Below are 22,502 nucleotides of genomic sequence, written 5' to 3' on the forward strand. Positions count from 1 at the left end.
CTTTCACCACCATGAGCGTTGTCACCAACACGACCACCATCGGCGCCATCGAGGCGCCGAGCCGTCGCAACACCGAGCTGGCGCTGCTCGCGTTCGCCGTCGCCATCCCGGTGTTCGCGTACCTCAACGTCGGTCTGGCGATCGACGGCACGGTGCCGCCGGGGATGCTCGGCTACGGTGCCGGCCTGACCCTGCTCGCGGGAGTGGCGCACCTGGTGGTGCGCAAGTGGGCCCCGTACGCGGATCCGCTGCTGCTGCCGCTGGCGACGCTGCTGAACGGCATGGGCCTGGTGCTGATCTGGCGCCTCGACCAGTCGCCGCGGCTGATCGCCCTGGCGAAGCGCCAGTACGGTGCCTTCAGCCCGTCCGCGCCGAACCAGATGATGTACTCGGCGATCGGCATCGCCATGTTCGTGGGCGTGCTGCTGCTCCTGAAGGACCACCGCGTCCTGCAGCGCTACACGTACATCTCCATGGTGGGCGCGCTGGTCCTGCTGCTGCTGCCGCTCGTGCCGGGGCTCGGCGCGGACGTCTTCGGCGCCAAGATCTGGATCCGCGTCGGCGGCTTCTCCATCCAGCCCGGTGAGTTCGCCAAGCTGGTCCTGGCCGTGTTCTTCTCCGGCTATCTGATGGTGAAGCGGGACGCGCTGGCGCTGGCCAGTCGCCGGTTCATGGGGCTCTACCTGCCGCGCGGCCGTGACCTCGGCCCGATCCTGACGATCTGGGCGGTCAGCCTCCTCATCCTGGTCTTCGAGAACGACCTGGGTACGTCGCTCCTCTTCTTCGGCATGTTCGTGATCATGCTGTACGTGGCGACGGAGCGGACCAGCTGGGTCGTCATGGGTCTGCTGATGTCCTCGGTCGGTGCCGTGGTCGTCGGGTCCACGGCCGGCCACGTCCAGTCCCGCGTGGCCGCGTGGCTCGACCCGTTCGAGTGCCTGAAGACGGCGCCCGAGGGCTCCAACATGGCGTACGCCTGCGACCAGATGACGCAGGTGCTGATGTCGTTCGGTTCCGGCGGCATCCTCGGCACCGGCCTCGGCCAGGGCAACTCGGACCTGATCCAGTTCGCCGCGAACTCCGACTTCATCTTCGCCACCGTCGGCGAGGAGCTCGGCCTCGCCGGTGTGATGGTCTTCCTGTTGTTCTACGGGCTGATCATCGAGCGGGGTGTGCGCACCGCCCTGGCGGCCCGCGACCCGTTCGGCAAGCTGCTCGCGATGGGCCTGTCCGGCGCCTTCGCGCTGCAGGTCTTCGTCGTCGCCGGCGGTGTGATGGGCCTCATCCCGCTGACCGGTATGACGATGCCCTTCCTCGCCTACGGCGGTTCGTCCGTGATCGCCAACTGGGCGCTGATCGGCGTCCTGATCCGCATCAGCGACACCGCGCGCCGTCCCGCGCCCTCCCCCGCCCCGAACCCCGACGCCGAGATGACGCAGGTGGTCCGTCCGTGAACAAGCCGCTGCGCCGCGTCGCGATCTTCTGTGGCCTGCTGGTCCTCGCCCTGCTGGTGCGCGACAACTGGCTCCAGTACGTCCGCGCCGACGAGCTCAACGCCCACCCGCGGAACAAGCGGGTGACGATCGAGCGCTACCTGCACGAGCGCGGGAACATCATCGTGGACGGCAAGCCGATCACCGGCACGGCCGACTCCGGCGACGAGTTCTACAAGTACAAGCGCACGTACGTCGACGGTCCGATGTGGGCTCCGGTGACGGGCTACGCCTCGCAGGCCTTCGACGCCAGCCAGATCGAGAAGATCGAGGACGGCATCCTCACCGGCAACGACGACCGGCTGTTCTTCGACCGCACGCTCGCCATGTTCACCGGCGAGAAGAAGAAGGGCGGTGACGTCGTCACCACCCTGAACGGGGCCGCGCAGAAGGCCGCGTTCAAGGGCCTCGGCAACAAGACGGGCGCGGTCGTCGCGATCGAGCCGTCCACGGGCAAGATCCTGGCGCTGGCCTCGACCCCGTCGTACGACCCGGCTTCCTTCGCCGGCTACCACGACGCGGACGCCAAGGCCTGGCAGGCGCTGGAGAAGGACAAGAACAAGCCCAAGCTGAACCGCGCGCTGCGCGAGATCTACCCCCCCGGCTCCGTGTTCAAGGTCGTCACGGCCGCGGCGGCCCTGGAGAGCGGCAAGGTCACGGACATCAACGCGGCCACCGAGACCCCCGAGGGCTGGAAGATCCCGCTGTCGAAGGTGCCGATGAAGAACCACGCGAACGGCTGCGCCAACGCCAGCCTGAACGAGGCGCTGCGGATCTCCTGCAACTCGGTCTTCGCGAAGCTCGGTGACGACGTCGGCCGGGACAAGATGGTCGAGATGGCGGAGAAGTTCGGTTTCAACGCCGAGCAGTTCACGCCGGTCCGCGCCGTCGCCTCCGTGTACGACAAGAAGGCCGACCGCGGTGGGAACGCGCTGTCGTCGATCGGCCAGTTCAACACCGCGACGACCCCGCTGCAGATGGCGATGGTCACGGCCGCGATCGCCAACGACGGCAAGCTGATGAAGCCGTACATGATCGACGAGCTGCGGGCGCCGAACGTGGACCTCATCAAGAAGACCGAGCCGGAGGAGCTCAGCCGCCCGGTCTCGCAGGAGACCGCGCAGAAGCTCCAGGACATGATGGAGAACGTCGTCGAGAAGGGCACCGGCGCCAACGCCGACCTGAACATGGACGGCGTGAAGGTCGGCGGCAAGACGGGTACGGCCCAGCACGGCGAGAAGAACGCCAAGCGCCCCTACGCGTGGTTCATCTCGTACGCGAAGACGGACCAGGGGTCCCCGGTCGCCGTCGCCGTGATCGTCGAGGACTCCGAGGGCACCGACCGCGAGGACATCAGCGGTGGTGGTCTGGCGGCCCCGATCGCGAAGGCCGTGATGAAGGCGGTACTGAAGAGCAAGAGCTGATCTTCCGGCCGGTGGGGCCGGGGCGGGCCGGGACCGTGACGGATGCCACGGCCGGACCGTGACCGATACCACGGGCGGGGGCCGGACCGGATACCGGTCGGGTATCAGGTGGCGGTCGGCGGACGAAGCGCCTTCCGTCGGCCGGTAGCGTATGCGCGGACAGCACACACCGCCGGACCACACACGGGTGCGGTCGGGACAGACGGAGAGGGCTGGAGAAGCTATGGAAGAGCCGCGTCGCCTCGGCGGCCGGTACGAGCTGGGCTCGGTGCTCGGCCGTGGTGGCATGGCCGAGGTGTACCTCGCCCACGACACCCGGCTCGGCCGCACCGTCGCCGTGAAGACGCTGCGGGCTGACCTCGCCCGTGACCCGTCCTTCCAGGCCCGGTTCCGCCGTGAGGCCCAGTCCGCCGCCTCGCTGAACCATCCGGCGATCGTCGCTGTCTACGACACCGGCGAGGACTACGTCGACGGGGTCTCCATCCCGTACATCGTGATGGAGTACGTCGACGGGTCGACCCTGCGTGAGTTGCTCCACTCCGGGCGCAAGCTGCTGCCCGAGCGCACGCTGGAGATGACCGTCGGCATCCTGCAGGCGCTGGAGTACTCGCACCGCGCCGGCATCGTGCACCGCGACATCAAGCCGGCGAACGTCATGCTGACGCGCACCGGCCAGGTCAAGGTCATGGACTTCGGCATCGCGCGCGCCATGGGCGACGCGGGCATGACCATGACGCAGACCGCCGCGGTGATCGGCACGGCCCAGTACCTCTCCCCGGAGCAGGCCAAGGGCGAGCAGGTCGACGCCCGCTCCGACCTGTACTCCACCGGCTGCCTGCTGTACGAGCTCCTGACCGTCCGGCCGCCGTTCATCGGCGACTCGCCGGTCGCCGTCGCCTACCAGCACGTGCGCGAGGAGCCGCAGCCGCCGAGCAACTTCGACCCCGAGATCACGCCCGAGATGGACGCCATCGTCCTCAAGGCGCTGGTCAAGGACCCCGACTACCGCTACCAGTCCGCCGACGAGATGCGCGCGGACATCGAGGCCTGCCTCGACGGCCAGCCGGTCGCGGCGACCGCCGCGATGGGCGCGGTCGCCTACGGCGGCGGTTACGGCGGCTACCCGCCGGAGGACCAGCCGACGACGGCCCTGCGTCAGGCCGACCCCATGGGCGGCCAGACGACGATGCTGCCGCCGATGAACCCGGACGACGGCGGCTACGGCTACGACGACCGCCCGGACCGGCGCCGCCAGAAGAAGTCGAACACCTCGACGATCCTGCTGGTCCTGGCCGGTGTGCTGGTGCTCGTCGGTGCGATCCTGATCGGCCGCTCGATCTTCGACTCGAAGGACAGCGCGGACCAGGTGCCGGTGCCGCAGCTCGTCGGCAAGTCGCTCAAGGACGCCGAGGGCCTCGCGAAGAACTCGAACGTCAAGGTGCAGCAGTCCGGCACCCAGCGCTGCGACCAGCCGAAGGGCCTGATCTGCAGCCAGACCCCGGCGGCGGACGGCACGACGAAGATGAACGTCGGCGAGACGGTGTCCGTCGTGGTCTCCGAGGGCGCGCCGCAGGTCGAGGTCCCGGACGTCACCGAGAAGCAGCAGCAGAGCGCCGAGGACATGCTCCGCGCCAAGGGCTTCAAGGTCACCGTGAAGTTCGAGGAGTCCGACCAGGAGGCCGGCCGGGTGCTCAGCCAGAGCCCCGACGGCGGCTCGCAGGCGGAGAAGAACTCCGAGGTCACGATCACCGTGGCGAAGAAGCAGAAGTCGCAGCTGCCGGACGTCACCGGCCGCACCTACGACGTCGCCCTCCAGCAGCTCCAGACCCTCGGCTTCACCAACGTGGCCCGCCAGGACGTGGACTCGGACCAGCCGCTGGGCACGGTCATCGGCCAGAACCCCAACGGCAACACGGACCAGCCGAAGGACGTCCAGGTCACGCTGAAGGTGTCCAAGGGCCCGCAGCAGCCGACGGGCCAGCCGGTCCCGCCGGTGACGGGCATGACCCTCGACCAGGCCCGGGCGACGCTCGCGGCCTTCGGCTACCAGCTCGGCAACGTGGACGGCTCCACCGACGGCAACGCCCGCGTCAAGGAGCAGGACCCGCAGCCCGGCACCCCGGGCCAGCCGAACCAGACGGTCAACGTGAAGACCGAGAAGAACGGCGGCGGCTGGTTCGACTGAACCCGGTCACCCCGCACCCGTGAGTGACGTAAGCCCCGGCATCCTGGATGCCGGGGCTTACGCGCGTCCTGCGGGGTACGCCGCGGGCCTGTCCGGAGGGCGTGGCGGCCGCGGGCTGTGTCCCGAGGGCTCACACCCGCGGGCTGTGTCCGGAGGGTGCGGCGTCCGCTACCGCAGTTCCGCCGGCGGGGTGCGCCGCGCGTCGACCTTCTCCGTACGGGCCAGTTCGCCCCACACGATGTAGCGGTAGTCCGAGGTGTACATCGGGGTGCAGGTCGTCAGGGTGATGTAGCGGCCCGGCTTGGTCTTGCCGGACTCCTTGGGGACGGGCTGGAGGACGTCCACGTTGTACTTCGTGGTCTCCGCGAGGATCTTGTAGACCTTGTAGACGTACCAGGTGTCCTTGGACTCGAAGACGATCGAGTCGCCGTTCTTCATCTTGTGGATGTTGTGGAACTTCGCGCCGTGGCCGTCGCGGTGCGCGGCGAGCGTGAAGTTGCCCTGCTTGTCCTGCGGCAGAGCGGACTTGAGCGGCTCGGTGTAGTAGCCCGCGACGCCGTTGTTGAGGATGTCGGTCTCGGTGCCCTTCTTCACGAGCACCTCGCCGTCGCCCATCGCCGGCACGTGGAGGAAGCCGATGCCGTCCTTGGTGTCGAGCGCGCCGGGGCCGCTGTCGGCCCAGTGCTGGCGGACCTGGTCGCCGTCCTTGCCGGCGGCGCGGTCGGCGAGGACGTTGGTCCACCACAGTGAGTAGACGACGAAGAGGCCGAGGACCAGGCCCGCGGTGATGAGGAGTTCGCCGAAGACGCTGATGATCCCGGCGATCCGGTTGCGCGCACGTGCCACTAGGTCGTCCCGTCGAGGTGTGGGTGGGCTCGGTAGTGGGGCTCAGCCTACGAGCGCTTCCGGCTTTCCCTTGCTGCGCGGGCGTTCGTCGACGAGCTTTCCCCACACGATCATGCGATACGTGCTCGTGAACTCGGGCGTGCAGGTGGTCAGCGTGATGTAGCGACCGGGCCGGGTGAAGCCGGAGCCCTTGGGCACGGGGTCGATGACCGAGACGTTCGACGGCGAGGTCTGCGGCAGGATGCTCGCCATCTCGTACGTGTAGTACGCGTCGCGGGTCTCGACGACGATCGGGTCGCCCGGCTGCAGGCGGTTGATGTAGCGGAACGGCTCGCCGTGGGTGTTGCGGTGCCCCGCGACGGCGAAGTTGCCCTGCTTGTCCGCGGGCATCGCGGTCTTGAGCTGCCCCTCGCCGTAGTGCCCGACCATGCCCTTGTCGAGGACCTTGGGCTTGCTGATGCCCTCGGCGATCGGGACGACGACGTCGAGCTTGGGGATGTACATGATGGCGAAGCCCTTGCCGGGTTCGAAGGCGCCCGGCGCGTCGTCCTGCCCCTGCGACCAGGAGTTCTCGATCTCCTTCTTGGCCTGGTCGCTCTCCTGTCCGGCGCGGACGTTCGTCCACCACAGCTGGTAGGTGACGAACAGCAGCATCACGACGCCGAAGGTGATGAACAGTTCGCCGACGACGCGGCTGAGGACGACGCCGAGGCTCTCCTTGGCGGCGCGGGCGGCACGACGGGCCTCGACGCGGGAGAGCGGCGCCGCGGGCTGTGCCGGGGCGGCCGGCTCGGGGGCGCCGCGTCCCTTGCGCTTGGCGGCGCGGCGGCGCTCGGCCCGCCCGGGACCGGGCGGCGGGGCGGCGGTGGCCTCCTCGACGGTGCGCAGCGCCATCGTCCGGTCGTCGGGCTCCGGTTCGGGCTCCGGACGCGCCTCGGGGCGCGCCTCGGCCTGGCGCTCGGGCCGCGGCTCGGGCTGCGGCTCGGGCCGCGGCTCGGGCTGCGGCTCGTGGCGCGGCTCGGGCCGCGCGGGGGTCTCGTAGGCGTCCGTCCCGTAGGCGTCGGGGGTCGCGTAGGTGGTGGTGTCCGGGGTCGCGTAGGTCTCGCCCGTGCCGTAGGCCTCGGGCGTGCCGTACGCCCTGCCCGTCCCGTAGGTCTCGGGTGTGCCGTACGTCTCGGCCGTCCCGTAGGTCTCGGGTGTGCCGTAGGTCTCCGTGCCGTACGCCTCGTACGGGGCCTCGTACGCCTCCTGGGGCGTCGGGGACGCCTGGTGGGCCTGGGGGGCGTCCGCGGCCGGTATCGGCTCGTAGACGCCCGTCCCGGCCTCGTACGGGGGCGCCACGGGCCCGGGCGCGGGTATCGGCCGGGGCTGGGGACGGGGCTCGGGCTCCTCCTCCGGCAGGTTCGCCGCCCGGAACCACGGCGACCCGGTCGTCACGCGACGGCCTTGCCCACCACCGGCGCGAGGCCCGCCGATCGCGCGACCGCCCCCTTGTCGCCGCACTGCTCCAGCCAGTTGGCGAGCATCAGGTGGCCGTGCTCGGTGAGCACCGACTCGGGATGGAACTGCACGCCTTCGACGGGGAGTTCACGGTGCCGCAGCCCCATGATGATGCCGTCCTCGGTGCGCGCGGTGACCTCGAGCTCGGCCGGCAGGGCGGCGGGCTCGGCGGCCAGCGAGTGGTAGCGGGTCGCGGTGAACGGCGAGGGCAGGCCGGCGAAGACGCCCTTGCCCCCGTGCGTGACGGGCGAGGTCTTGCCGTGCAGCAGCTCGGGCGCGCGGTCCACGACCCCGCCGTAGGCGACGGCCATCGACTGCATGCCGAGGCAGACGCCGAAGACGGGCACCCCGGTGGCGGCGCAGTGGCGCACCATGTCGATGCAGACACCGGCCTGTTCGGGTGCGCCCGGCCCGGGCGAGAGGAGGACGCCGTCGAAGCCGTCCTGAGCGTGGGAGAGCTCCACCTCGTCGTTGCGCAGGACCTCGCACTCGGCGCCGAGCTGGTACAGGTACTGCACGAGGTTGAAGACGAAGCTGTCGTAGTTGTCGACGACGAGAATTCGCGCGCTCACTGGCCGTCCACCGTCACATCGTTGAACGGAAGCAGCGGCTCCGCCCAGGGGAACACGTACTGGAAGAGGGCGTAGACGACCGCGAGGACCAGCACGACCGAGATCAGCGCCTTCACCCAGGCGTTGCCCGGCAGATGCCGCCAGATCCATCCGTACATGACGTCCGAGGCCCCTTCCGTTCGTTACGGGGACCAGAGTACGGGGCGTACGGGCGGTCGGGGGTCAACCGTCCAAAGCCTGTGGACGACCGGCCGTCACCGGCTGGGTGGCGTCCAGGTGCGCCCAGGCGACCAGCCGGTGGCTGCTCCCCCACTCGGGATCGCAGGTGGTGAGGGTGAGGTAGCGGCCGGGCCCGTCGAATCCCGACTTCCGTGGGACGGGATCGATCACGGCGGTGTCGGTGGGCACGGTCCGGTACGGGGAGCGGTCGACGCGGTACGTGAACCAGGTCGTCCCGTCGGTGAGGACGACGGCGTCGCCGCGGCGCAGCCGGGGGAAGTCCCTGAAGGGGTCGCCGTGGGTCCGGCGGTGCCCGGCGACCGCGAAGTTGCCGGTCCCGCCGAGGCGGGCGGTGCCGGCGTAGTGGCCGAGGCCCTTCTTGAGGGTGCGGGCCTTCGTGCCCTCCAGGACGGGCCACTCCCAGTCCTTGCCGAGGCGGGGGACGTACATGACGGCGAAGCCCCTGCCGTCGGTGTACGGGGCGGGGGCGGGCGCCGCGCGGGGCGCGCCGGGCGTCTCGACCGGGCGCCCCACCCATTCCTGCTGGAGGGTGTCGAGCTGGCCGGCCGTGGCGCTGTCCGCCTGTACGCCGGTCCAGTACAGGACGTACACGACGAAGAGGACGATCAGGGCGCCGACGGTGATGCACAGCTCGCTGAGGGTCCGTACGACCAGTCGCACCGTCACCGCACCCGGCTCCCCCCGGTCAGCGCATGCGTCAGCTCACAGGCTTCGCGTAGTGGAGGTCCACTGTGCCCGAGTAGCCGGGCAGAGTCACCGCCTTGTGCTCGTCGACTTTCCAGCCGAGGCCGTAGGCCTTCACGTACAGCTGGTAGTTCTGGATCGCGGGGGAGTCGGCGAGGGCCTTGTTCAACCGGTCGCGGTCACCGACAGCGGTGATCTTGTAGGGCGGCGAGTAGACGCGGCCCTGGAGGATCAGGGTGTTGCCGACGCAGCGTACGGCGCTCGTGGAGATGAGCCGCTGGTCCATGACCTTGATGCCCTTGGCGCCGCCCTTCCACAGGGCGTTGACGACGGCCTGGAGGTCCTGCTGGTGGATGACCAGGTCGTTGGCCTGGGGCTCGGGGTAGCCGGGGGCGGCCTGGGCGTTCGGCGGGGCGTCGTCGAGGGTGACGGTGAGGCCGGGGCCCGAGGCCTCTGTGGTGCCGGCGGCGGCCTCCAGGGCGCGCAGACGCTCGTCCTGGGCCTTGGTGGAGCCGTCGTCGCGGGCGGCGAGGGCGTCCACCTGGCGGCGCAGGGCGGCGGCGGACTCGTCGAGACCGGCGTTCTTGTGGCTGCGTTCCTCGATCAGGTCGGAGAGCCTGAGGAGGGAGGCGTCGGTACGGAGGTTGGTGCCCTTGGCGGTGTTGAAGCTCGTGACGAAGATCAGTCCGGCGAGGGCGAAGACGGCAGCGGTCAGCACCCGGACCGGGCGCCATCTGGTGCTTCGGCCCGGCCCTGCGGGAGTGTCGGCGGAATTGCTCAACGTACCCTGATCCCCTTCGGTGCCGCGGAACCACTACGCTAACGGACGCCCGGAGGACGCAGCGGTCCGCTTCGTCACACCCCGTTCCGTCCCGCCCGGCGCCAGCCACAGTTCCCTGCGCGGTCACGCAGCGCATCGACAGGAGAGTCCCTCGTGCCGAAGTCACGGATCCGCAAGAAGGCCGACTACACGCCGCCGCCCGCCACGAAGCAGGCCGCCGCCATCAAGCTGACCAACCGCAGCTGGGTGGCGCCGGTGATGCTGGCGATGTTCGCCATCGGACTGGTGTGGATCGTGGTCTTCTACGTCACCGACGGCACGCTGCCGGTCAAGTCCCTCAGCAACTGGAACATCGTGGTCGGCTTCGGCTTCATCGCCGCCGGCTTCGGTGTCTCCACGCAGTGGAAGTGACGCGTCAAGCTCTGCCCTGAGTTATCCACAGTGTTGTGCACAGCACTGGATAACTTACGACGATCTGTGGATAACTCCCACGGTGTTGACGCCGGTACGACCGCGAGAACTCCTCTGCCGGAACGCTTCGCCCCTCCCCTCTACCAGATAATCCCTGGTCAGAGGCGAGGGGCGCAGTCATGCCAGGGCCTGGGTGACCACTCCGCCCCACGCTGTGGATAACTCTGGGGAAAGGTTCCCCGGTGAGCTCGTCCACAGCCCTCCACGCTCAGGTGAGCGCGACCGTACGGCCGAGCACGATCCCCAGGTCGAGCAGCAGCACCAGACCGCAGACCGCGTACTGCACCAGCTCCCGGCGCGCCCGTGGAGCGTGCACGAGCCCGTACGTCACCAGCGCGCCCGCGACCAGGCCGCCGATGTGCGCCTCCCAGGAGACACCCGGCCGGGCGAACGTGAAGACCAGCGAGATCGCCACGAAGAGCAGCACCGGCCGCATGTCGTAGCGCCGGCGCCGGGCCAGCACCACCCAGGAGCCGATCAGGCCGTAGACGATCCCCGAGGCGCCGAGCGAGGCCTGGTTCGGGGCGTCCAGGAGATAGACGAGCGCGGAGCCCGACAGCCCGGAGAGCAGGCACAGGAGGGCGTAGCGGATCCGGCCGAGCTCCGGCTCGACGATCCCGCCGATCACCCACAGCCCGAGCATGTTGAAGAGGAAGTGCGGGACCTCCTGATGGAGGAAGGCCGAGGTGATCAGCCGGTACCACTCGCCGTCCGCGACGCCGACGACCTCACCGAGCACCGGGTTGTACGCGTAACCGATCATGACCAGCTCGTCCACGAACCGGTCGCCGGCCACCTGGACCGCGATGAACAGCGCCAGGTTGACCGCGATGATGATCTTCGTGACGAGGCGCCCGTCCGTCGCGACCCGGCCGCCCGCGAGGGTCCGCGGCTGGTTGGCGTCCGGGGCGTGACCGGTGCCGGAGCCGTTCCGCACGCAGTCGGGGCACTGGAAGCCGACGGACGCGGAGACCATGCACTCCGGACAGATCGGCTTCTCGCAGCGCGTGCAGCGGATGCCGGTCTCGACGTCCGGGTGGCGATAGCAGTGCGGCAGACCGGACTGCGGGTCCATGGGGTCCTCCCGTGAGCGGGGCGCTGGGGCGTGGCGGCGATCGGCGGACGGGGCGTATCAGCGCGTCGCCCCGCCCTCCTGACGGACGGGCGGGGCGCGAAGGTTCCCGAGGGGTGCGACGGCACCCGGGGGGCGGGTGGGCACCCGGGGGGGGCGGGTGGATGCCCGGGGGCGGGTGGGTGCCCGGGGTCAGCGGCTCTCGATCACGACGGTCTCGATGACGACGTCCTCGACCGGGCGCTCGGTCCGCGGATTGGTCGGGGTGGCGGCGATCGCGTCCACGACCTTCTTGCTCGCCGCGCCCACGACCTCGCCGAAGATCGTGTGCTTGCGGTTCAGCCAGGTCGCCGGACCGACCGTGACGAAGAACTGCGAGCCGTTCGTGCCCGGGCCGGCGTTGGCCATCGCGAGCAGGTACGGCTTGTCGAAGAAGAGCTCGGGGTGGAACTCGTCGGCGAACTCGTAGCCCGGCCCGCCCGTGCCGTTCCCCAGCGGGTCGCCGCCCTGGATCATGAAGCCCTCGATCACCCGGTGGAAGACCGTGCCGTCGTAGAGCGGGGCGGTGGAGACCACGCCGGTCTCCGGGTGGGTCCACTCGCGCTCGCCGCGGGCGAGTTCGACGAAGTTCCGGACCGTCTTGGGGGCGTGGAACGGCAGCAGCCGAATCTCGATGTCACCCTGGCTGGTCTTCAGAGTCGCGTACAGCTGCTCGGCCACGATCCGCCTTCCTCCACACCTCGGCACAGGGGCGTCCGTGCCCGCGCGTGCTCCACGCCCGCATCCTCGCATGCCCCGGATGCCCGCCCCGCATGCCGGAGCGCGGTCCGGCAGGCATGATTCCGAAAAGGATGGAAAGGTGAAAAACCGACATCGCCACCGAGGAGGAGGATCCCGTGACCCGCATGGAAAGCGTGCGCGCCGCGACAGATTCGGCGAAGGAGAGCGTCCTGCACGCCGCGGAAGTGGTGGCGCCGTACGCCGGGACGGCCAGGGACCAGGCCGTTCACTACGCGCACGAAGCGCGCGTCAGGATCGCCCCGACAGTCTCGAAGGCCGCGTCCGCGGCCCGTGTTCAGGCCCGTCAGCAATACGACTGCTATGTCGCACCGCACGTGCCGCCGCGGGTCGACGAGGCCGCGCAACGCGCTGCGGCCGTGACCCGCAAGGCCGCCCGTCAGGCGACCGACTACACCGTTCCGCGTGTCGAGCACGCGGTCGCCGCGACCGGTCCCGTCCTGGAGGAGGCCGGGTCGCGTTCGACTGCCGCCTGGGCCGCGCTGCGCGGTCAGGTGACGCCGAGGGACATCGAGAAGATCATGAAGAGGCACCAGCGTCGGCACCGGGCCGGACACGTCGCCAAGGTTCTGGTGATCCTCGGCGTGGTGGCGTGCGGTGCGTTCTGGGCCTGGAAGTGGTGGGACAAGCAGGCCAACCCCGACTGGCTGGTCGAGCCGCCCGCTCCCACCGAGGTGGACGAGGAGACCGAGCTGTCGTCCGTCGACGACGGCGGTTCGTCCCTCGATCCCGAGGTGGCGGCCAAGGAGGCCGAGACGGAGGCTTCGGACCGCGGCGAGGAACGCCGCTGATCATCTGCCGGTCGCAGTACGGCATCGGAGCAGATCGGAACAGATCGAAGAGACACGGAACAGCGCGGGCGAGGGGCGCGGCGGAGAATCCCGCCGCGCCCTACGCCGCGTACGCGGCCTGCGCGGTGGCGGGGATCCGCTCGTCCTGCGCCGCCTGCTCGTCCTGCGCCGCCTGCGCGGCGGACCCCGTCTGCGTGGCGGACGCCGCGGACCCCGTCTGCGTGGCGGACGCGGCGGACGCGGACTGCGCGGTGGCCACGGACCGCGCGGCGCCGTTCGGCGCGGCCGGGGTGCCGGTCGGACCGGCCAGGCCGGACCAGTCGAAGGTGTCCAGGTCACCCGCGTCGGCGCGCAGGTGCCGGACCGACGGGGACGAGCCGTGCGCCTCGGCGCGGATCCGCTGCTTGATGGTGGGCGGCAGGGCACGGCCCTGCGCGGTGTGCCAGTCAGAGGCTGTCCGCTGTGCCGGGACGGGGACGGCGGGACGGGCCGCACCGGCCGCGGTGCCACCGGCGAGGGACGGCTCCTCACCCTGCTGGAGAGCGGGCTGCCGGGCGGCGGTGGCGGGGCTCGCGAGGCCGAGGGAGGCGAGCAGGGCGAAGAGGACGGAGACGAAGGCGGTCCAGAACTGCTTGACCGTGGCGGTGGCCATGACCCCTCACTTTCGTGGTGACGAGATGGGCGTTCTCGGATGGTTCATTTCGGATTGCACGTTTTTAGTACGTTCCTCATGATGAGGAAGCGCACGCCGAATCCACGGAACGACGCCGTCGCCGTGCAGTTCTTCCGATGAACACCACCCGTCCGGCTCAGTTCGCCTTGACGAGCTCCCCCGCCGCCGGGGCCGCCGCCCGGCTCCGGACGTGCTCCGCCCAGCGCACCGCCGGCCCCGTGACCAGGCCCGCGACCAGGAAGACCGCACCCAGGACGAGCCAGCCCGGCACGCCCCAGCCGATCAGCAGCGTGGTGACGAGCAGCGGCCCCAGAGTCCTGGCGAGGGGCACGCCGGTGCCGTAGAAGCCCTGGTACTGGCCGATCCGGTCGGCGGGGGCGAGCGCAAAGCCGATCTGCCACGAGCCCGCGGAGTGCCGCATCTCGGCGACCACCTGGAGGACGGCGCCGAGGACGAGGACCGCCACCGTGGGCCAGGGCCCGAGCCCGACCGCCGTGAGCGCGAAGACCGCGCACGAGGCGAGCATCACCAGACCGGAGCGGCCGACCGCCCGGGTGGCCTCGGGCAGTCCGGTCACCGAGCGCGCGGCCCGCACCTGAAAGAGCATCACCGCACCGGTGTTGAGGACGAACAGCGCCGAGACGGTCCAGCCGGGTGCCGAGGTGCGCTGCACGATCCACAGCGGCAGGGCCAGGCTGAGCAGTGGCAGCCGGAGCAGCAGCAGCGCGTTGAGCAGGGTGAGCACGGCGTACGGGCGGTCCCGGAGGACCACGAGCCGCGGCTCGTCGCCGGACGCGGCGGGGGCGCCGGGCAGCGGCGGGAGGCCGCGCAGCAGCAGGGCGCAGACGAGGAAGCCCAGGGCGTCGAGGGCGAACACGGCGAGGTAGGCGCGGCGGGTGCCGAGGCTCAGGGCGAGGCCGCCGAGCGCGGCTCCGACGGCGAGGCCCGCGTTGAGCGTGGCCTGGAGCCTGGCCAGCATCCCGACCCGGGCGCCGGGCTCGACGAGGCCGGCGAGCAGGGCCTGGCGGGCCGCGGCCAGCCCGCTCTGGGCGGTGGCGTACAGGGCGGCGGCGAGCAGGAAGGGGACGAACGAGCGGATGAGGAGGAAGGAGGCGACGGCCGCGGAGGTCGCCAGGGCCAGCAGAACGGCGCTGCCGCGCGGCCCGCGCCGGTCGGCGAGGTGCCCGAGCGGCACCCCGGCGAGCGATCCGATCCCCCAGGCGACGGCGAGGCCGGCGCCGATCTGGGGGGCGGAGAGACCGACGATCCGGGAGAAGTAGAGCGCCGAGGTCACGTAGAAGGCCCCGTCGCCGACGGAGTTGCTGAGCTGGGCCGCGAGCAGGGCCCGGTGAGTCCTCGTACGCGTGTGCGGCGCGGGCGTCGCCGTCTGCGTCTTCGTCTTCGCCATGGACACGACGGTACGAGCCTTTGGCCCACCACACCCGGTCCATTTCGACACCGTTCCACTGGGCCACTTCACGGGGCCACGAAAAAGCTCCCTGCCTGCGTTTCCGCAGGTCAGGGAGCTTCATCCGGAGTGGAGCCTAGGGGAGTCGAACCCCTGACATCTGCCATGCAAAGACAGCGCTCTACCAACTGAGCTAAGGCCCCGGAACGACAACAGAGTACCGGGTCACCCCCCGTATCCCGCAAAAGGATTGGGACTCCCCGTGGGCGACCACGCTCCGTAAGATGCTGATCGGGGTTCGCAGTGGCGAACCCAAGGGATGGGGAGAAGTAGTAATGGATACAGCGCAGCAGGAAGCCACGGCCAGAGCCCGCGAGCTTCAGCGCAGTTGGTACGGGGAGCCGTTGGGGGCGCTCTTCCGTCGACTGATCGACGATCTCGGGCTGAACCAGGCCAGGCTGGCGGCGGTGCTCGGGCTCTCGGCACCCATGCTCTCCCAGCTGATGAGCGGCCAGCGGGCCAAGATCGGCAATCCCGCCGTCGTCCAGCGTGTCCAGGCCCTTCAGGAGCTCGCCGGCCAGGTCGCCGACGGCAGCGTCAGCGCCGTCGAGGCCACCGACCGGATGGACGAGATCAAGAAGTCGCAGGGCGGCTCCGTCCTGACCGCGAGCAGCCAGTCCACCACCAGCGGCGCGCCCACCGTGCGCCGGGTGGTCCGCGAGATCCAGTCCCTGCTGCGCTCCGTGGCGGCGGCCGGCGACATCATCGACGCGGCGGACTCCCTCGCGCCCGCCCACCCCGAACTGGCAGAGTTCCTCCGGGTATACGGCGCGGGGCGCACGGCGGACGCCGTCGCCCACTACGAGGCGCATCAGAACTGACGCCGGGACGGCGGCATCCGAGACGGCACGGGGAGCGGGCGCAGCACGATGGGTGAGGTCTTCGCTGGTCGGTACGAGCTGATCGATCCGATCGGCCGTGGTGGGGTCGGCGCGGTGTGGCGCGCCTGGGACCACCGGCGCCGCCGCTACGTGGCGGCCAAGGTGCTCCAGCAGAGCGACGCCCACACCCTGCTGCGCTTCGTCCGCGAGCAGGCGCTCAGGATCGACCACCCGCACGTCCTCGCCCCGGCCAGCTGGGCCGCGGACGACGACAAGGTCCTCTTCACGATGGACCTCGTGGCGGGTGGTTCCCTGGCCCACGTCATCGGGGACTACGGCGCACTGCCGCCCCGCTTCGTGTGCGCCCTGCTCGACCAGCTGCTGTCCGGGCTCGCCGCGGTGCACGCGGAGGGGGTCGTGCACCGCGACATCAAGCCGGCGAACATCCTGATGGAGGTCACCGGCACCGGACGGCCGCACCTGCGGCTGTCCGACTTCGGCATCTCGATGCGCAAGGGCGAGCCGCGGCTCACCGAGACCAACTACGTGGTGGGAACGCCCGGCTACTTCGCGCCCGAGCAACTCATGGGCGCCGAGCCGGACTTCACCGCCGACCTGTTCGCGGTCGGCCTGGTCGCGCTCTACCTGCTCCAGGGCCGCAGGCCGGACTCCCAGGCCCTGGTGGAGTATTTCCGGACGCACGGCACCCCGGGCGCCCCGCAGGGCATCGCCGAGCCGCTGTGGCAGGTCCTCGCCGGCCTGCTGCAGCCGGACCCGCAGGCCCGCTTCAAGACCGCCACGGGTGCCCGGAAGGCGCTGAACGCCGCGGCCGAGCTGCTGCCGGAGCCCGCGGCCGGCGAGGAGCCGGTCGAGATCTTCGACCAGATCGGCCCGCTGCCGGCCGGCTTCGGCCCGAACGGCCCCGAGGGTCCCGCCGCCGGCCCCGAGGGCGCTCACGCCCCCGCGGCGGCCGCCGTGCCCGTACCGCGCGAGGACCAGCGGCCACAGCCGCAGCCCGCGCAGCAGCCGGGCGCGTCCGAGACGGGCAGCTTCCACCTGCCGCCTCCGCCGCAGACTCCCGCGCAGGCCCCCGTGCAGACGCCCGTGCAGACGCCCACGCAGCCAGTGGCCGTCCCGCCGTCCCCGGCATACGTACCGGCTCCGGCCCCTGTGCAGGCTCCGACGCACTCCCCCGCCTCCTTCGCCCAGGCCGCCACGGCCGCGGTGCCGCACGAGCAGGCTTCCACTCGTCCATACACCGCTCAGGCCGGATGGGTTCCCGCGCGCCGGCCGGGACCGCCCGCGAAGGTGGCGATCCCGGTGCTGTTCACCGCGTTCGTGTGCTTCGCCGTGGGGATCTGGGCGCTCATCCAGGCGTAGGGCCCGAGCCCGCCGCCCGGCGGGCCAGCAGCCACCAGGCGCCCAGGCCCAGGACCAGCACGGTCCCGACGCCGATCCCGGCCACGCCGACGACCCTCAGGGTGCCGCTCTCGGCCGCCTGCGGGCCGCTCTGCCCGCTGGCGGCCGCGTCCCGGTCGTCATCGGTCACCACGAAGGGCTCGGCGCCCCCGTCGTACCCCGGCCCGGCCTTGGGCTGCCCGGTGAGGTTCACCCGCAGGGTCAGTGGCAGCGCCTTGTCCCCGTACGTCCTGGCGATCTCGGGGCTGAGCGTGGCCGACAGGTAGTACCAGCCGGCGAACCGCAGCCCGCTGGTGGCCTCGTCCGACGAGAAGCGGTTCTCGTAGGCGACCGGCCGCTGCGGGTCCAGCGCCATCGTCACCTGGTCGCCGTGGTACGTGAGGGATTCCCGCTCGACGTGACCGCCGGCGGGGTTCGCCAGGGAGAGCACGAGCGCGTTGGTGACGTAGGTGTCCGCGGCGGGGCTGCTGCCCAGCTCGGCGCTGGCGAAGAGCTGTTGGCCCCAGTCCACCGGCACCCGGTAGAAGAGGGTCTGCCCCGGTTTGATGTCGGTCCGCCACTCGCCCTGCCGCAGCGAGGTCGCGTCGTGGACGCCGGCGCCGCCGTCGCGCCGCTGCGGGCCGCCCGCGGGCGGCTGGGGCGTGGCCGAGGCCCAGTTCTCCGGGAGGGCGGTCGGGCCGGCCTTCCGGACGCCCGGCTCGGTCAGGAAGCGGATCTCCAACTGCCAGTCGGCGGGGTCGGACTCCGGCTTCGAGTTCCGCTCGACGAGCACGTAGTACGCCCCGGCCTGGGCGCAGGACGTCGACTGCGGGGTGAGCGTGCGGTGGGCGTACGCGGCGACGGGCCGGGGGAACTCCGAGGAGCCGAAGTTCGTGTCCTGATAGCTGCACTGGGTGCTGGAGCCGTCCTGCAGGCTCACCTTGATGCCGTCGCCGTACGCGACCTTCCCGCCCGCCTTGGGGACGGCCACGACCGAGACGTAGGCGTTCTGCTTCGCGTCGAGGTCGACGCGGTAGTAGAGCTTGCCGTCCTTCTTGATCGTGTCCCGGTACGTCTGCCCGGCCTTCAACTGCTCGGCGTCCAGGTTGGACACGGCACCCTTCACCTGCCGGGCGCCGCTGTCGAAGGCGTACCCGGCGCCGTCACCGGCGGCCCACGCCGCGCCCGGCAGCAGAGCGGCCCCGCACACCGTCGCGGCCAGCAAGCCCGCCGCACGCCCTCCCGCCGTACGGCCGGCAGCCCGTTGCCTCTTCACGCTCATCCCCTCGTCGAGTCCGTGCCGGCCCATCCTGCCCGCCCGTCCGACCGAGACCCTACAAATTTGCTAGAGCAAGCAATTTGTTCGCGAACGAGAATGCCGCACGGACGGGCGTGCGGATGTCCGGGCAGCCGGGCGCCCGTGCCCCGCGTCCGGGCGGAAAGAGAACGAGGCCCCGGCCGCTCACAGCGGCCGGGGCCTCGCCCTCAGACGGTTTCGTCTCACACACCCGAACCTGCGGGCACGGAGTCGGTCGCCTCCGTCCACAGATCCTGCTCGGCGCGATCCGCCTGGATCTGGCGGTACACGAGGAGCCCGCCGATGGCGGCCAGTGCGACCAGGAGAAGCTTCTTCACCGCGCGACCTCGTCTTTCGTTGACGTAGGAGACTTCTGACGCCCACTCTACACACCGGCCGATACCGATCGGTGACCTAGGCCGCCAACGCGTCCCACAAAGCAATCGGCCCGGACGGGTGAACCGTCCGGGCCGATCTCTTCTGTGGGGCTAACAGGATTTGAACCTGTGGCCTCATCCTTATCAGGGATGCGCTCTAACCAACTGAGCTATAGCCCCGCCGCGCTTTGCGGTGTGTGTCCCGCGCGCTGACTCCTGAAGATTAGCGCACGTGGGGGCCAGTCCCAAAATCCGATCCCGGGACCGGCCCCTCGCGGGTCATCCGCAGGTCATCCGCAGGTCACTCGTCCTCGGCCAGCGTGAGCTCGACACCGCCCACGAAACCGGCGGACAGGTTGTAGATGAACGCGCCCAGCGTCGCCAGGGCGGTCATCAGGACGACGTCGATCACCGCGATCACCGAGGTGAACATCAGCACGCGCGGCAGCGACAGGAAGGACTGCAGGTCGAAGCCGTTCGACTCGTTGGAGCCGGTCGCCTCGCTGATCGTGCCGCCGACGGTCGAGAAGACGCCCATGGCGTCCATGACCATCCACAGCACCGCCGCGGCCACGACCGTGCAGATGCCGAGCGCGATGGAGAGCAGGAAGCTCACCTTCATCACCGACCACGGATCGGCCTTGGCGACCCGCAGCCGCGCCTTGCGCGTCCGCGGCGTCGTGCGCGCCCCCGTACGGGCCTTGCGCTGCGCGGCGGCGGTCTGGCCGCCGGACGTGTGGCCGCCCGTCGGCACGCCCTGGGCGGGCGTGCCCTGCGCCGGGGCGCCGTAGGCCTGCGGCGGGTGGTACGGGCCCTGCGGCTGCGTCCCCCCGCGCTCGCCGGGCAGCGGCCCGTTGTACGTGTCGTACGAGGGCCCCTGCCCCCGAGTGTCCGTCACCGTAACCCCCTGGGAGTCCGTGGCGGAGCCACGGGCACCGCTCGATCCTGCGGACCGGCCGTCGGCCGAACCGGCGCCCGTGGCTCCACTCACGCTCTACTCCTCGTGCTCCCCGGTCGCGGGCTCCGTGCCCGCGACCGCCTCGGCCGTCTCCACGCCCTCGGCAGCTTCCCCCGCCTCGGCGGCTTCCACCACCTCGTCGGCCTCATCGTCCTCGCCGCCGGCCTCGGCGTTGCGAGCGATGCCGACGACGGCGTCACGCTTGCCCAGGTTGATCAGCTGGACGCCCATGGTGTCACGGCCGGTCTCCCTGACTTCGTTGACTCGCGTACGAATCACACCACCGGACAGCGTGATGGCGAGGATCTCGTCGGTCTCCTCGACCACCAGCGCGCCCACGAGCGAACCGCGGTCCTCCACGATCTTGGCGGCCTTGATACCGAGGCCGCCGCGGCCCTGGACGCGGTACTCGTCGACCGCGGTGCGCTTGGCGTAGCCACCGTCGGTCGCGGTGAAGACGAACGTACCCGGCCGGACGACATTCATCGAGAGCAGCTCGTCGTCCTCGCGGAAACTCATGCCCTTGACGCCGGACGTGGCGCGCCCCATCGGGCGCAGGGCCTCGTCCGTGGCGGTGAAGCGGATCGACTGCGCCTTCTTGGAGATGAGCAGCAGATCGTCCTCGGCGGACACCAGCTCGGCGCCGATCAGCTCGTCGTCGCCGCCGTTCTCCCGCTCGCGCAGGTTGATCGCGATGACGCCGCCGGAGCGCGGGGAGTCGTAGTCCTTCAGGGCGGTCTTCTTCACCAGACCGGCCTTGGTCGCGAGCACCAGGTACGGCGCGGCCTCGTAGTCGCGGATCGCCAGGATCTGGGCGATCTGCTCGTCCGGCTGGAAGGCCAGCAGGTTGGCCACGTGCTGGCCGCGGGCGTCCCGGCCGGCGTCCGGCAGCTCGTACGCCTTGGCCCGGTAGACCCGGCCCTTGTTCGTGAAGAACAGCAGCCAGTGGTGCGTGGTGGAGACGAAGAAGTGGTCGACGATGTCGTCCTGCTTCAGCTTCGTGCCGCGCACGCCCTTGCCGCCGCGCTTCTGCGAGCGGTAGTCCTCGGTCTTCGTCCGCTTCACGTAGCCGCCACGCGTGATGGTGACGACGATGTCCTCCTCGGCGATCAGGTCCTCGATGGACATGTCGCCGTCGAAGGGCACGAGCTGGCTGCGGCGGTCGTCGCCGTACTTCTCGACCAGCGCCGCGAGCTCCTCGCTGACGATCGCCCGCTGCTTCTCGGGCGAGGCCAGGATCGCGTTGTACTCGTTGATCTTCGCCTGGAGCTCGTCGTGCTCCGCGACGATCTTCTGGCGCTCCAGGGCGGCGAGCCGGCGCAGCTGCATCTCGAGGATGGCGTTGGCCTGGATCTCGTCGATCTGCAGCAGGTCCATCAGGCCCGCGCGGGCGATCTCGACGGTCTCGCTGCGCCGGATGAGCGCGATGACCTCGTCGATCGCGTCGAGGGCCTTCAGCAGACCGCGCAGGATGTGGGCGCGCTCCTCGGCCTTGCGCAGCCGGAACTTCGTCCGGCGGACGATGACCTCGATCTGGTGCGTCACCCAGTGGCGGATGAACGCGTCCAGGGAGAGGGTGCGCGGCACGCCGTCGACGAGCGCCAGCATGTTCGCGCCGAAGTTCGTCTGCAGGTCGGTGTGCTTGTAGAGGTTGTTGAGGACGACCTTGGCGACGGCGTCCCGCTTGAGCACGATGACCAGGCGCTGGCCGGTGCGCGAGGAGGTCTCGTCGCGGACGTCGGCGATGCCGCCGATCTTCCCGTCCTTGACCAGGTCGGCGATCTTCTGCGCGAGGTTGTCCGGGTTGACCTGGTAGGGCAGCTCGGTGACCACCAGGCACTGGCGGTTCTGGATCTCCTCGACCTCGACGACCGCGCGCATGGTGATGGAGCCGCGCCCGGTGCGGTACGCCTCCTCGATGCCCTTGCGGCCGACGACGAGCGCGCCGGTGGGGAAGTCGGGGCCCTTGATGCGCTCGATGAGCGCGTCGAGCAGCTCCTCGTGGCTGGCCTCGGGGTGCTCCAGGTACCACTGGGCGCCGGCGGCGACCTCGCGCAGGTTGTGCGGCGGGATGTTGGTCGCCATGCCGACCGCGATACCGGCGGAGCCGTTGATCAGCAGGTTCGGGAAGCGGGCCGGAAGGACGGTCGGCTCCTGGGAGCGGCCGTCGTAGTTGTCCGTGAAGTCGACGGTCTCCTCGTCGATGTCGCGGACCATCTCCATCGACAGCGGCGCCATCTTGCACTCGGTGTAGCGCATGGCGGCGGCCGGGTCGTTGCCCGGTGAGCCGAAGTTGCCGTTGGAGTCGACGAGCGGCATCCGCATGGCCCAGGGCTGGGCGAGGCGGACGAGGGCGTCGTAGATCGAGGAGTCGCCGTGCGGGTGGTAGTTGCCCATCACGTCGCCGACGACGCGGGCGCACTTGTAGAAGCCCTTCTCGGGCCGGTATCCGCCGTCGTACATGGCGTACAGGACGCGGCGGTGCACCGGCTTGAGGCCGTCGCGGACGTCGGGCAGCGCACGCGACACGATGACGGACATCGCGTAGTCGAGGTACGAGCGCTGCATCTCGGTCTCGAGCCCGACGGGCTCGATCCGCAGCTCCGGACCCTCTTCTTCGTCGGTGGTCACAGGAGTGTTTTCGTCGGCCATT

Annotated in this window: 21 protein-coding genes and 2 tRNA genes; 7 read left to right on the forward strand and 16 right to left on the reverse strand. The window is 70.6% G+C overall.

The window, feature by feature from the left end; all coding sequences use genetic code 11:
• The first annotated feature begins 11 nt into the window (after window positions 1-11).
• The 3 genes from AB0M16_RS18065 to pknB all read left to right on the forward strand — a co-directional run bounded on the left by AB0M16_RS18065 (window position 12) and on the right by pknB (window position 5,102).
• On the forward strand, window positions 12-1,454 hold the full coding sequence (locus AB0M16_RS18065; RefSeq protein WP_365343894.1) for an FtsW/RodA/SpoVE family cell cycle protein: 1,443 nt from the start codon (window positions 12-14) through the stop codon (window positions 1,452-1,454).
• Window positions 1,451-2,917 (forward strand): penicillin-binding transpeptidase domain-containing protein, encoded by a 1,467-nt coding sequence (locus AB0M16_RS18070; RefSeq protein WP_365343896.1) that lies wholly within the window; start codon window positions 1,451-1,453, stop codon window positions 2,915-2,917. The genes AB0M16_RS18065 and AB0M16_RS18070 overlap by 4 nt, the downstream gene beginning before the upstream one ends.
• A gap of 223 nt (window positions 2,918-3,140) precedes the next feature.
• Window positions 3,141-5,102, forward strand: coding sequence for a Stk1 family PASTA domain-containing Ser/Thr kinase (gene pknB / locus AB0M16_RS18075; protein ID WP_365343898.1), 1,962 nt, complete (start codon window positions 3,141-3,143; stop codon window positions 5,100-5,102).
• A gap of 168 nt (window positions 5,103-5,270) precedes the next feature.
• On the opposite strand, the gene AB0M16_RS18080 is transcribed toward pknB, so the two are convergent.
• The 6 genes from AB0M16_RS18080 to AB0M16_RS18105 all read right to left on the reverse strand — a co-directional run bounded on the left by AB0M16_RS18080 (window position 5,271) and on the right by AB0M16_RS18105 (window position 9,725).
• Window positions 5,271-5,948 carry a class E sortase gene (locus tag AB0M16_RS18080; protein ID WP_365343900.1) on the reverse strand — a complete coding sequence of 226 codons (678 nt, stop codon included), beginning with the start codon at window positions 5,946-5,948 and terminating at the stop codon, window positions 5,271-5,273.
• A gap of 42 nt (window positions 5,949-5,990) precedes the next feature.
• Entirely contained in the window at window positions 5,991-7,385 is a 1,395-nt protein-coding gene (locus tag AB0M16_RS18085) for a class E sortase (RefSeq protein ID WP_365343902.1), read from the reverse strand.
• Window positions 7,382-8,020, reverse strand: coding sequence for an aminodeoxychorismate/anthranilate synthase component II (locus AB0M16_RS18090; protein WP_365343904.1), 639 nt, complete (start codon window positions 8,018-8,020; stop codon window positions 7,382-7,384). Before AB0M16_RS18090 ends, AB0M16_RS18085 begins: the two co-directional genes overlap by 4 nt.
• Window positions 8,017-8,178 (reverse strand): hypothetical protein, encoded by a 162-nt coding sequence (locus tag AB0M16_RS18095; protein WP_169092881.1) that lies wholly within the window; start codon window positions 8,176-8,178, stop codon window positions 8,017-8,019. Before AB0M16_RS18095 ends, AB0M16_RS18090 begins: the two co-directional genes overlap by 4 nt.
• Before the next feature lie 64 nt (window positions 8,179-8,242).
• Window positions 8,243-8,926: a class E sortase gene (locus tag AB0M16_RS18100; protein ID WP_365343906.1), complete on the reverse strand. Its 684-nt coding sequence runs from the start codon at window positions 8,924-8,926 to the stop codon at window positions 8,243-8,245.
• Window positions 8,927-8,957: 31 nt separating this feature from the next.
• Window positions 8,958-9,725 (reverse strand): DUF881 domain-containing protein, encoded by a 768-nt coding sequence (locus AB0M16_RS18105; protein ID WP_365343908.1) that lies wholly within the window; start codon window positions 9,723-9,725, stop codon window positions 8,958-8,960.
• A gap of 153 nt (window positions 9,726-9,878) precedes the next feature.
• On the opposite strand from AB0M16_RS18105, the gene crgA reads away from it, so the two are divergent.
• Entirely contained in the window at window positions 9,879-10,136 is a 258-nt protein-coding gene (crgA, locus tag AB0M16_RS18110) for a cell division protein CrgA (RefSeq protein ID WP_365343910.1), read from the forward strand.
• Between the two features lie 268 nt (window positions 10,137-10,404).
• Here the strand turns inward: crgA and AB0M16_RS18115 are convergent, their stop codons facing one another.
• Window positions 10,405-11,271, reverse strand: coding sequence for a rhomboid family intramembrane serine protease (locus tag AB0M16_RS18115; protein ID WP_365343912.1), 867 nt, complete (start codon window positions 11,269-11,271; stop codon window positions 10,405-10,407).
• 189 nt (window positions 11,272-11,460) lie between these two features.
• A complete protein-coding gene (locus AB0M16_RS18120) occupies window positions 11,461-11,988 on the reverse strand; it encodes a peptidylprolyl isomerase (RefSeq protein ID WP_365343914.1) in 528 nt (175 codons plus the stop codon).
• A 176-nt stretch (window positions 11,989-12,164) separates the two neighbouring features.
• Between AB0M16_RS18120 and AB0M16_RS18125 the strand changes: the two genes are divergently transcribed.
• The gene (locus tag AB0M16_RS18125) at window positions 12,165-12,857 is read left to right on the forward strand and encodes a DUF5324 family protein (RefSeq protein ID WP_365343916.1); all 693 of its coding nucleotides are present in this window, start codon (window positions 12,165-12,167) and stop codon (window positions 12,855-12,857) included.
• 100 nt (window positions 12,858-12,957) lie between these two features.
• Here AB0M16_RS18125 and AB0M16_RS18130 read toward each other — a convergent pair whose 3' ends face one another.
• The 3 genes from AB0M16_RS18130 to AB0M16_RS18140 form a co-directional block, all read right to left on the reverse strand.
• Window positions 12,958-13,509: a DUF6344 domain-containing protein gene (locus AB0M16_RS18130; RefSeq protein WP_365343918.1), complete on the reverse strand. Its 552-nt coding sequence runs from the start codon at window positions 13,507-13,509 to the stop codon at window positions 12,958-12,960.
• A gap of 157 nt (window positions 13,510-13,666) precedes the next feature.
• Window positions 13,667-14,938 (reverse strand): MFS transporter, encoded by a 1,272-nt coding sequence (locus AB0M16_RS18135; protein WP_365343920.1) that lies wholly within the window; start codon window positions 14,936-14,938, stop codon window positions 13,667-13,669.
• Between the two features lie 130 nt (window positions 14,939-15,068).
• A tRNA-Ala gene (locus AB0M16_RS18140) sits at window positions 15,069-15,141 on the reverse strand.
• 132 nt (window positions 15,142-15,273) lie between these two features.
• Between AB0M16_RS18140 and AB0M16_RS18145 the strand changes: the two genes are divergently transcribed.
• Both AB0M16_RS18145 and AB0M16_RS18150 read left to right on the forward strand, forming a co-directional pair.
• Window positions 15,274-15,819, forward strand: a complete 546-nt coding sequence (locus tag AB0M16_RS18145) for a DNA-binding protein (protein WP_365343922.1) — start codon at window positions 15,274-15,276, stop codon at window positions 15,817-15,819.
• A gap of 48 nt (window positions 15,820-15,867) precedes the next feature.
• On the forward strand, window positions 15,868-17,199 hold the full coding sequence (locus AB0M16_RS18150) for a protein kinase (RefSeq protein ID WP_365343924.1): 1,332 nt from the start codon (window positions 15,868-15,870) through the stop codon (window positions 17,197-17,199).
• Here AB0M16_RS18150 and AB0M16_RS18155 read toward each other — a convergent pair.
• The 5 genes from AB0M16_RS18155 to gyrA all read right to left on the reverse strand — a co-directional run bounded on the left by AB0M16_RS18155 (window position 17,186) and on the right by gyrA (window position 22,501).
• Window positions 17,186-18,499, reverse strand: coding sequence for a hypothetical protein (locus tag AB0M16_RS18155; RefSeq protein WP_365343926.1), 1,314 nt, complete (start codon window positions 18,497-18,499; stop codon window positions 17,186-17,188). The genes AB0M16_RS18150 and AB0M16_RS18155 overlap by 14 nt on opposite strands.
• Before the next feature lie 218 nt (window positions 18,500-18,717).
• Window positions 18,718-18,852 carry a DLW-39 family protein gene (locus tag AB0M16_RS18160; protein ID WP_003958712.1) on the reverse strand — a complete coding sequence of 45 codons (135 nt, stop codon included), beginning with the start codon at window positions 18,850-18,852 and terminating at the stop codon, window positions 18,718-18,720.
• Between the two features lie 145 nt (window positions 18,853-18,997).
• Window positions 18,998-19,071: transfer RNA gene (locus AB0M16_RS18165), tRNA-Ile, on the reverse strand.
• 121 nt (window positions 19,072-19,192) lie between these two features.
• A complete protein-coding gene (locus tag AB0M16_RS18170) occupies window positions 19,193-19,789 on the reverse strand; it encodes a DUF3566 domain-containing protein (RefSeq protein WP_365343928.1) in 597 nt (198 codons plus the stop codon).
• 96 nt (window positions 19,790-19,885) lie between these two features.
• Window positions 19,886-22,501: a DNA gyrase subunit A gene (gyrA, locus tag AB0M16_RS18175; protein ID WP_365343930.1), complete on the reverse strand. Its 2,616-nt coding sequence runs from the start codon at window positions 22,499-22,501 to the stop codon at window positions 19,886-19,888.
• Window position 22,502: the final 1 nt, after the last annotated feature.

Origin of the sequence: Streptomyces sp. NPDC051921, from assembly GCF_040680975.1 — a bacterium.
Classification (GTDB): Bacteria; Actinomycetota; Actinomycetes; order Streptomycetales; family Streptomycetaceae; genus Streptomyces.

Coding starts and splice junctions, on each gene's coding strand:
- AB0M16_RS18065 (WP_365343894.1), top strand. CDS start 12: ATGAGCGTTGTCACCAACACGACCACCATCGGCGCCATCGAGGCGCCG.
- pknB (WP_365343898.1), top strand. CDS start 3,141: ATGGAAGAGCCGCGTCGCCTCGGCGGCCGGTACGAGCTGGGCTCGGTG.
- AB0M16_RS18095 (WP_169092881.1), bottom strand. CDS start 8,178: ATGTACGGATGGATCTGGCGGCATCTGCCGGGCAACGCCTGGGTGAAG.
- AB0M16_RS18115 (WP_365343912.1), bottom strand. CDS start 11,271: ATGGACCCGCAGTCCGGTCTGCCGCACTGCTATCGCCACCCGGACGTC.
- AB0M16_RS18130 (WP_365343918.1), bottom strand. CDS start 13,509: ATGGCCACCGCCACGGTCAAGCAGTTCTGGACCGCCTTCGTCTCCGTC.
- AB0M16_RS18135 (WP_365343920.1), bottom strand. CDS start 14,938: ATGGCGAAGACGAAGACGCAGACGGCGACGCCCGCGCCGCACACGCGT.
- AB0M16_RS18145 (WP_365343922.1), top strand. CDS start 15,274: ATGGATACAGCGCAGCAGGAAGCCACGGCCAGAGCCCGCGAGCTTCAG.
- AB0M16_RS18150 (WP_365343924.1), top strand. CDS start 15,868: ATGGGTGAGGTCTTCGCTGGTCGGTACGAGCTGATCGATCCGATCGGC.
- AB0M16_RS18155 (WP_365343926.1), bottom strand. CDS start 18,499: ATGAGCGTGAAGAGGCAACGGGCTGCCGGCCGTACGGCGGGAGGGCGT.
- gyrA (WP_365343930.1), bottom strand. CDS start 22,501: ATGGCCGACGAAAACACTCCTGTGACCACCGACGAAGAAGAGGGTCCG.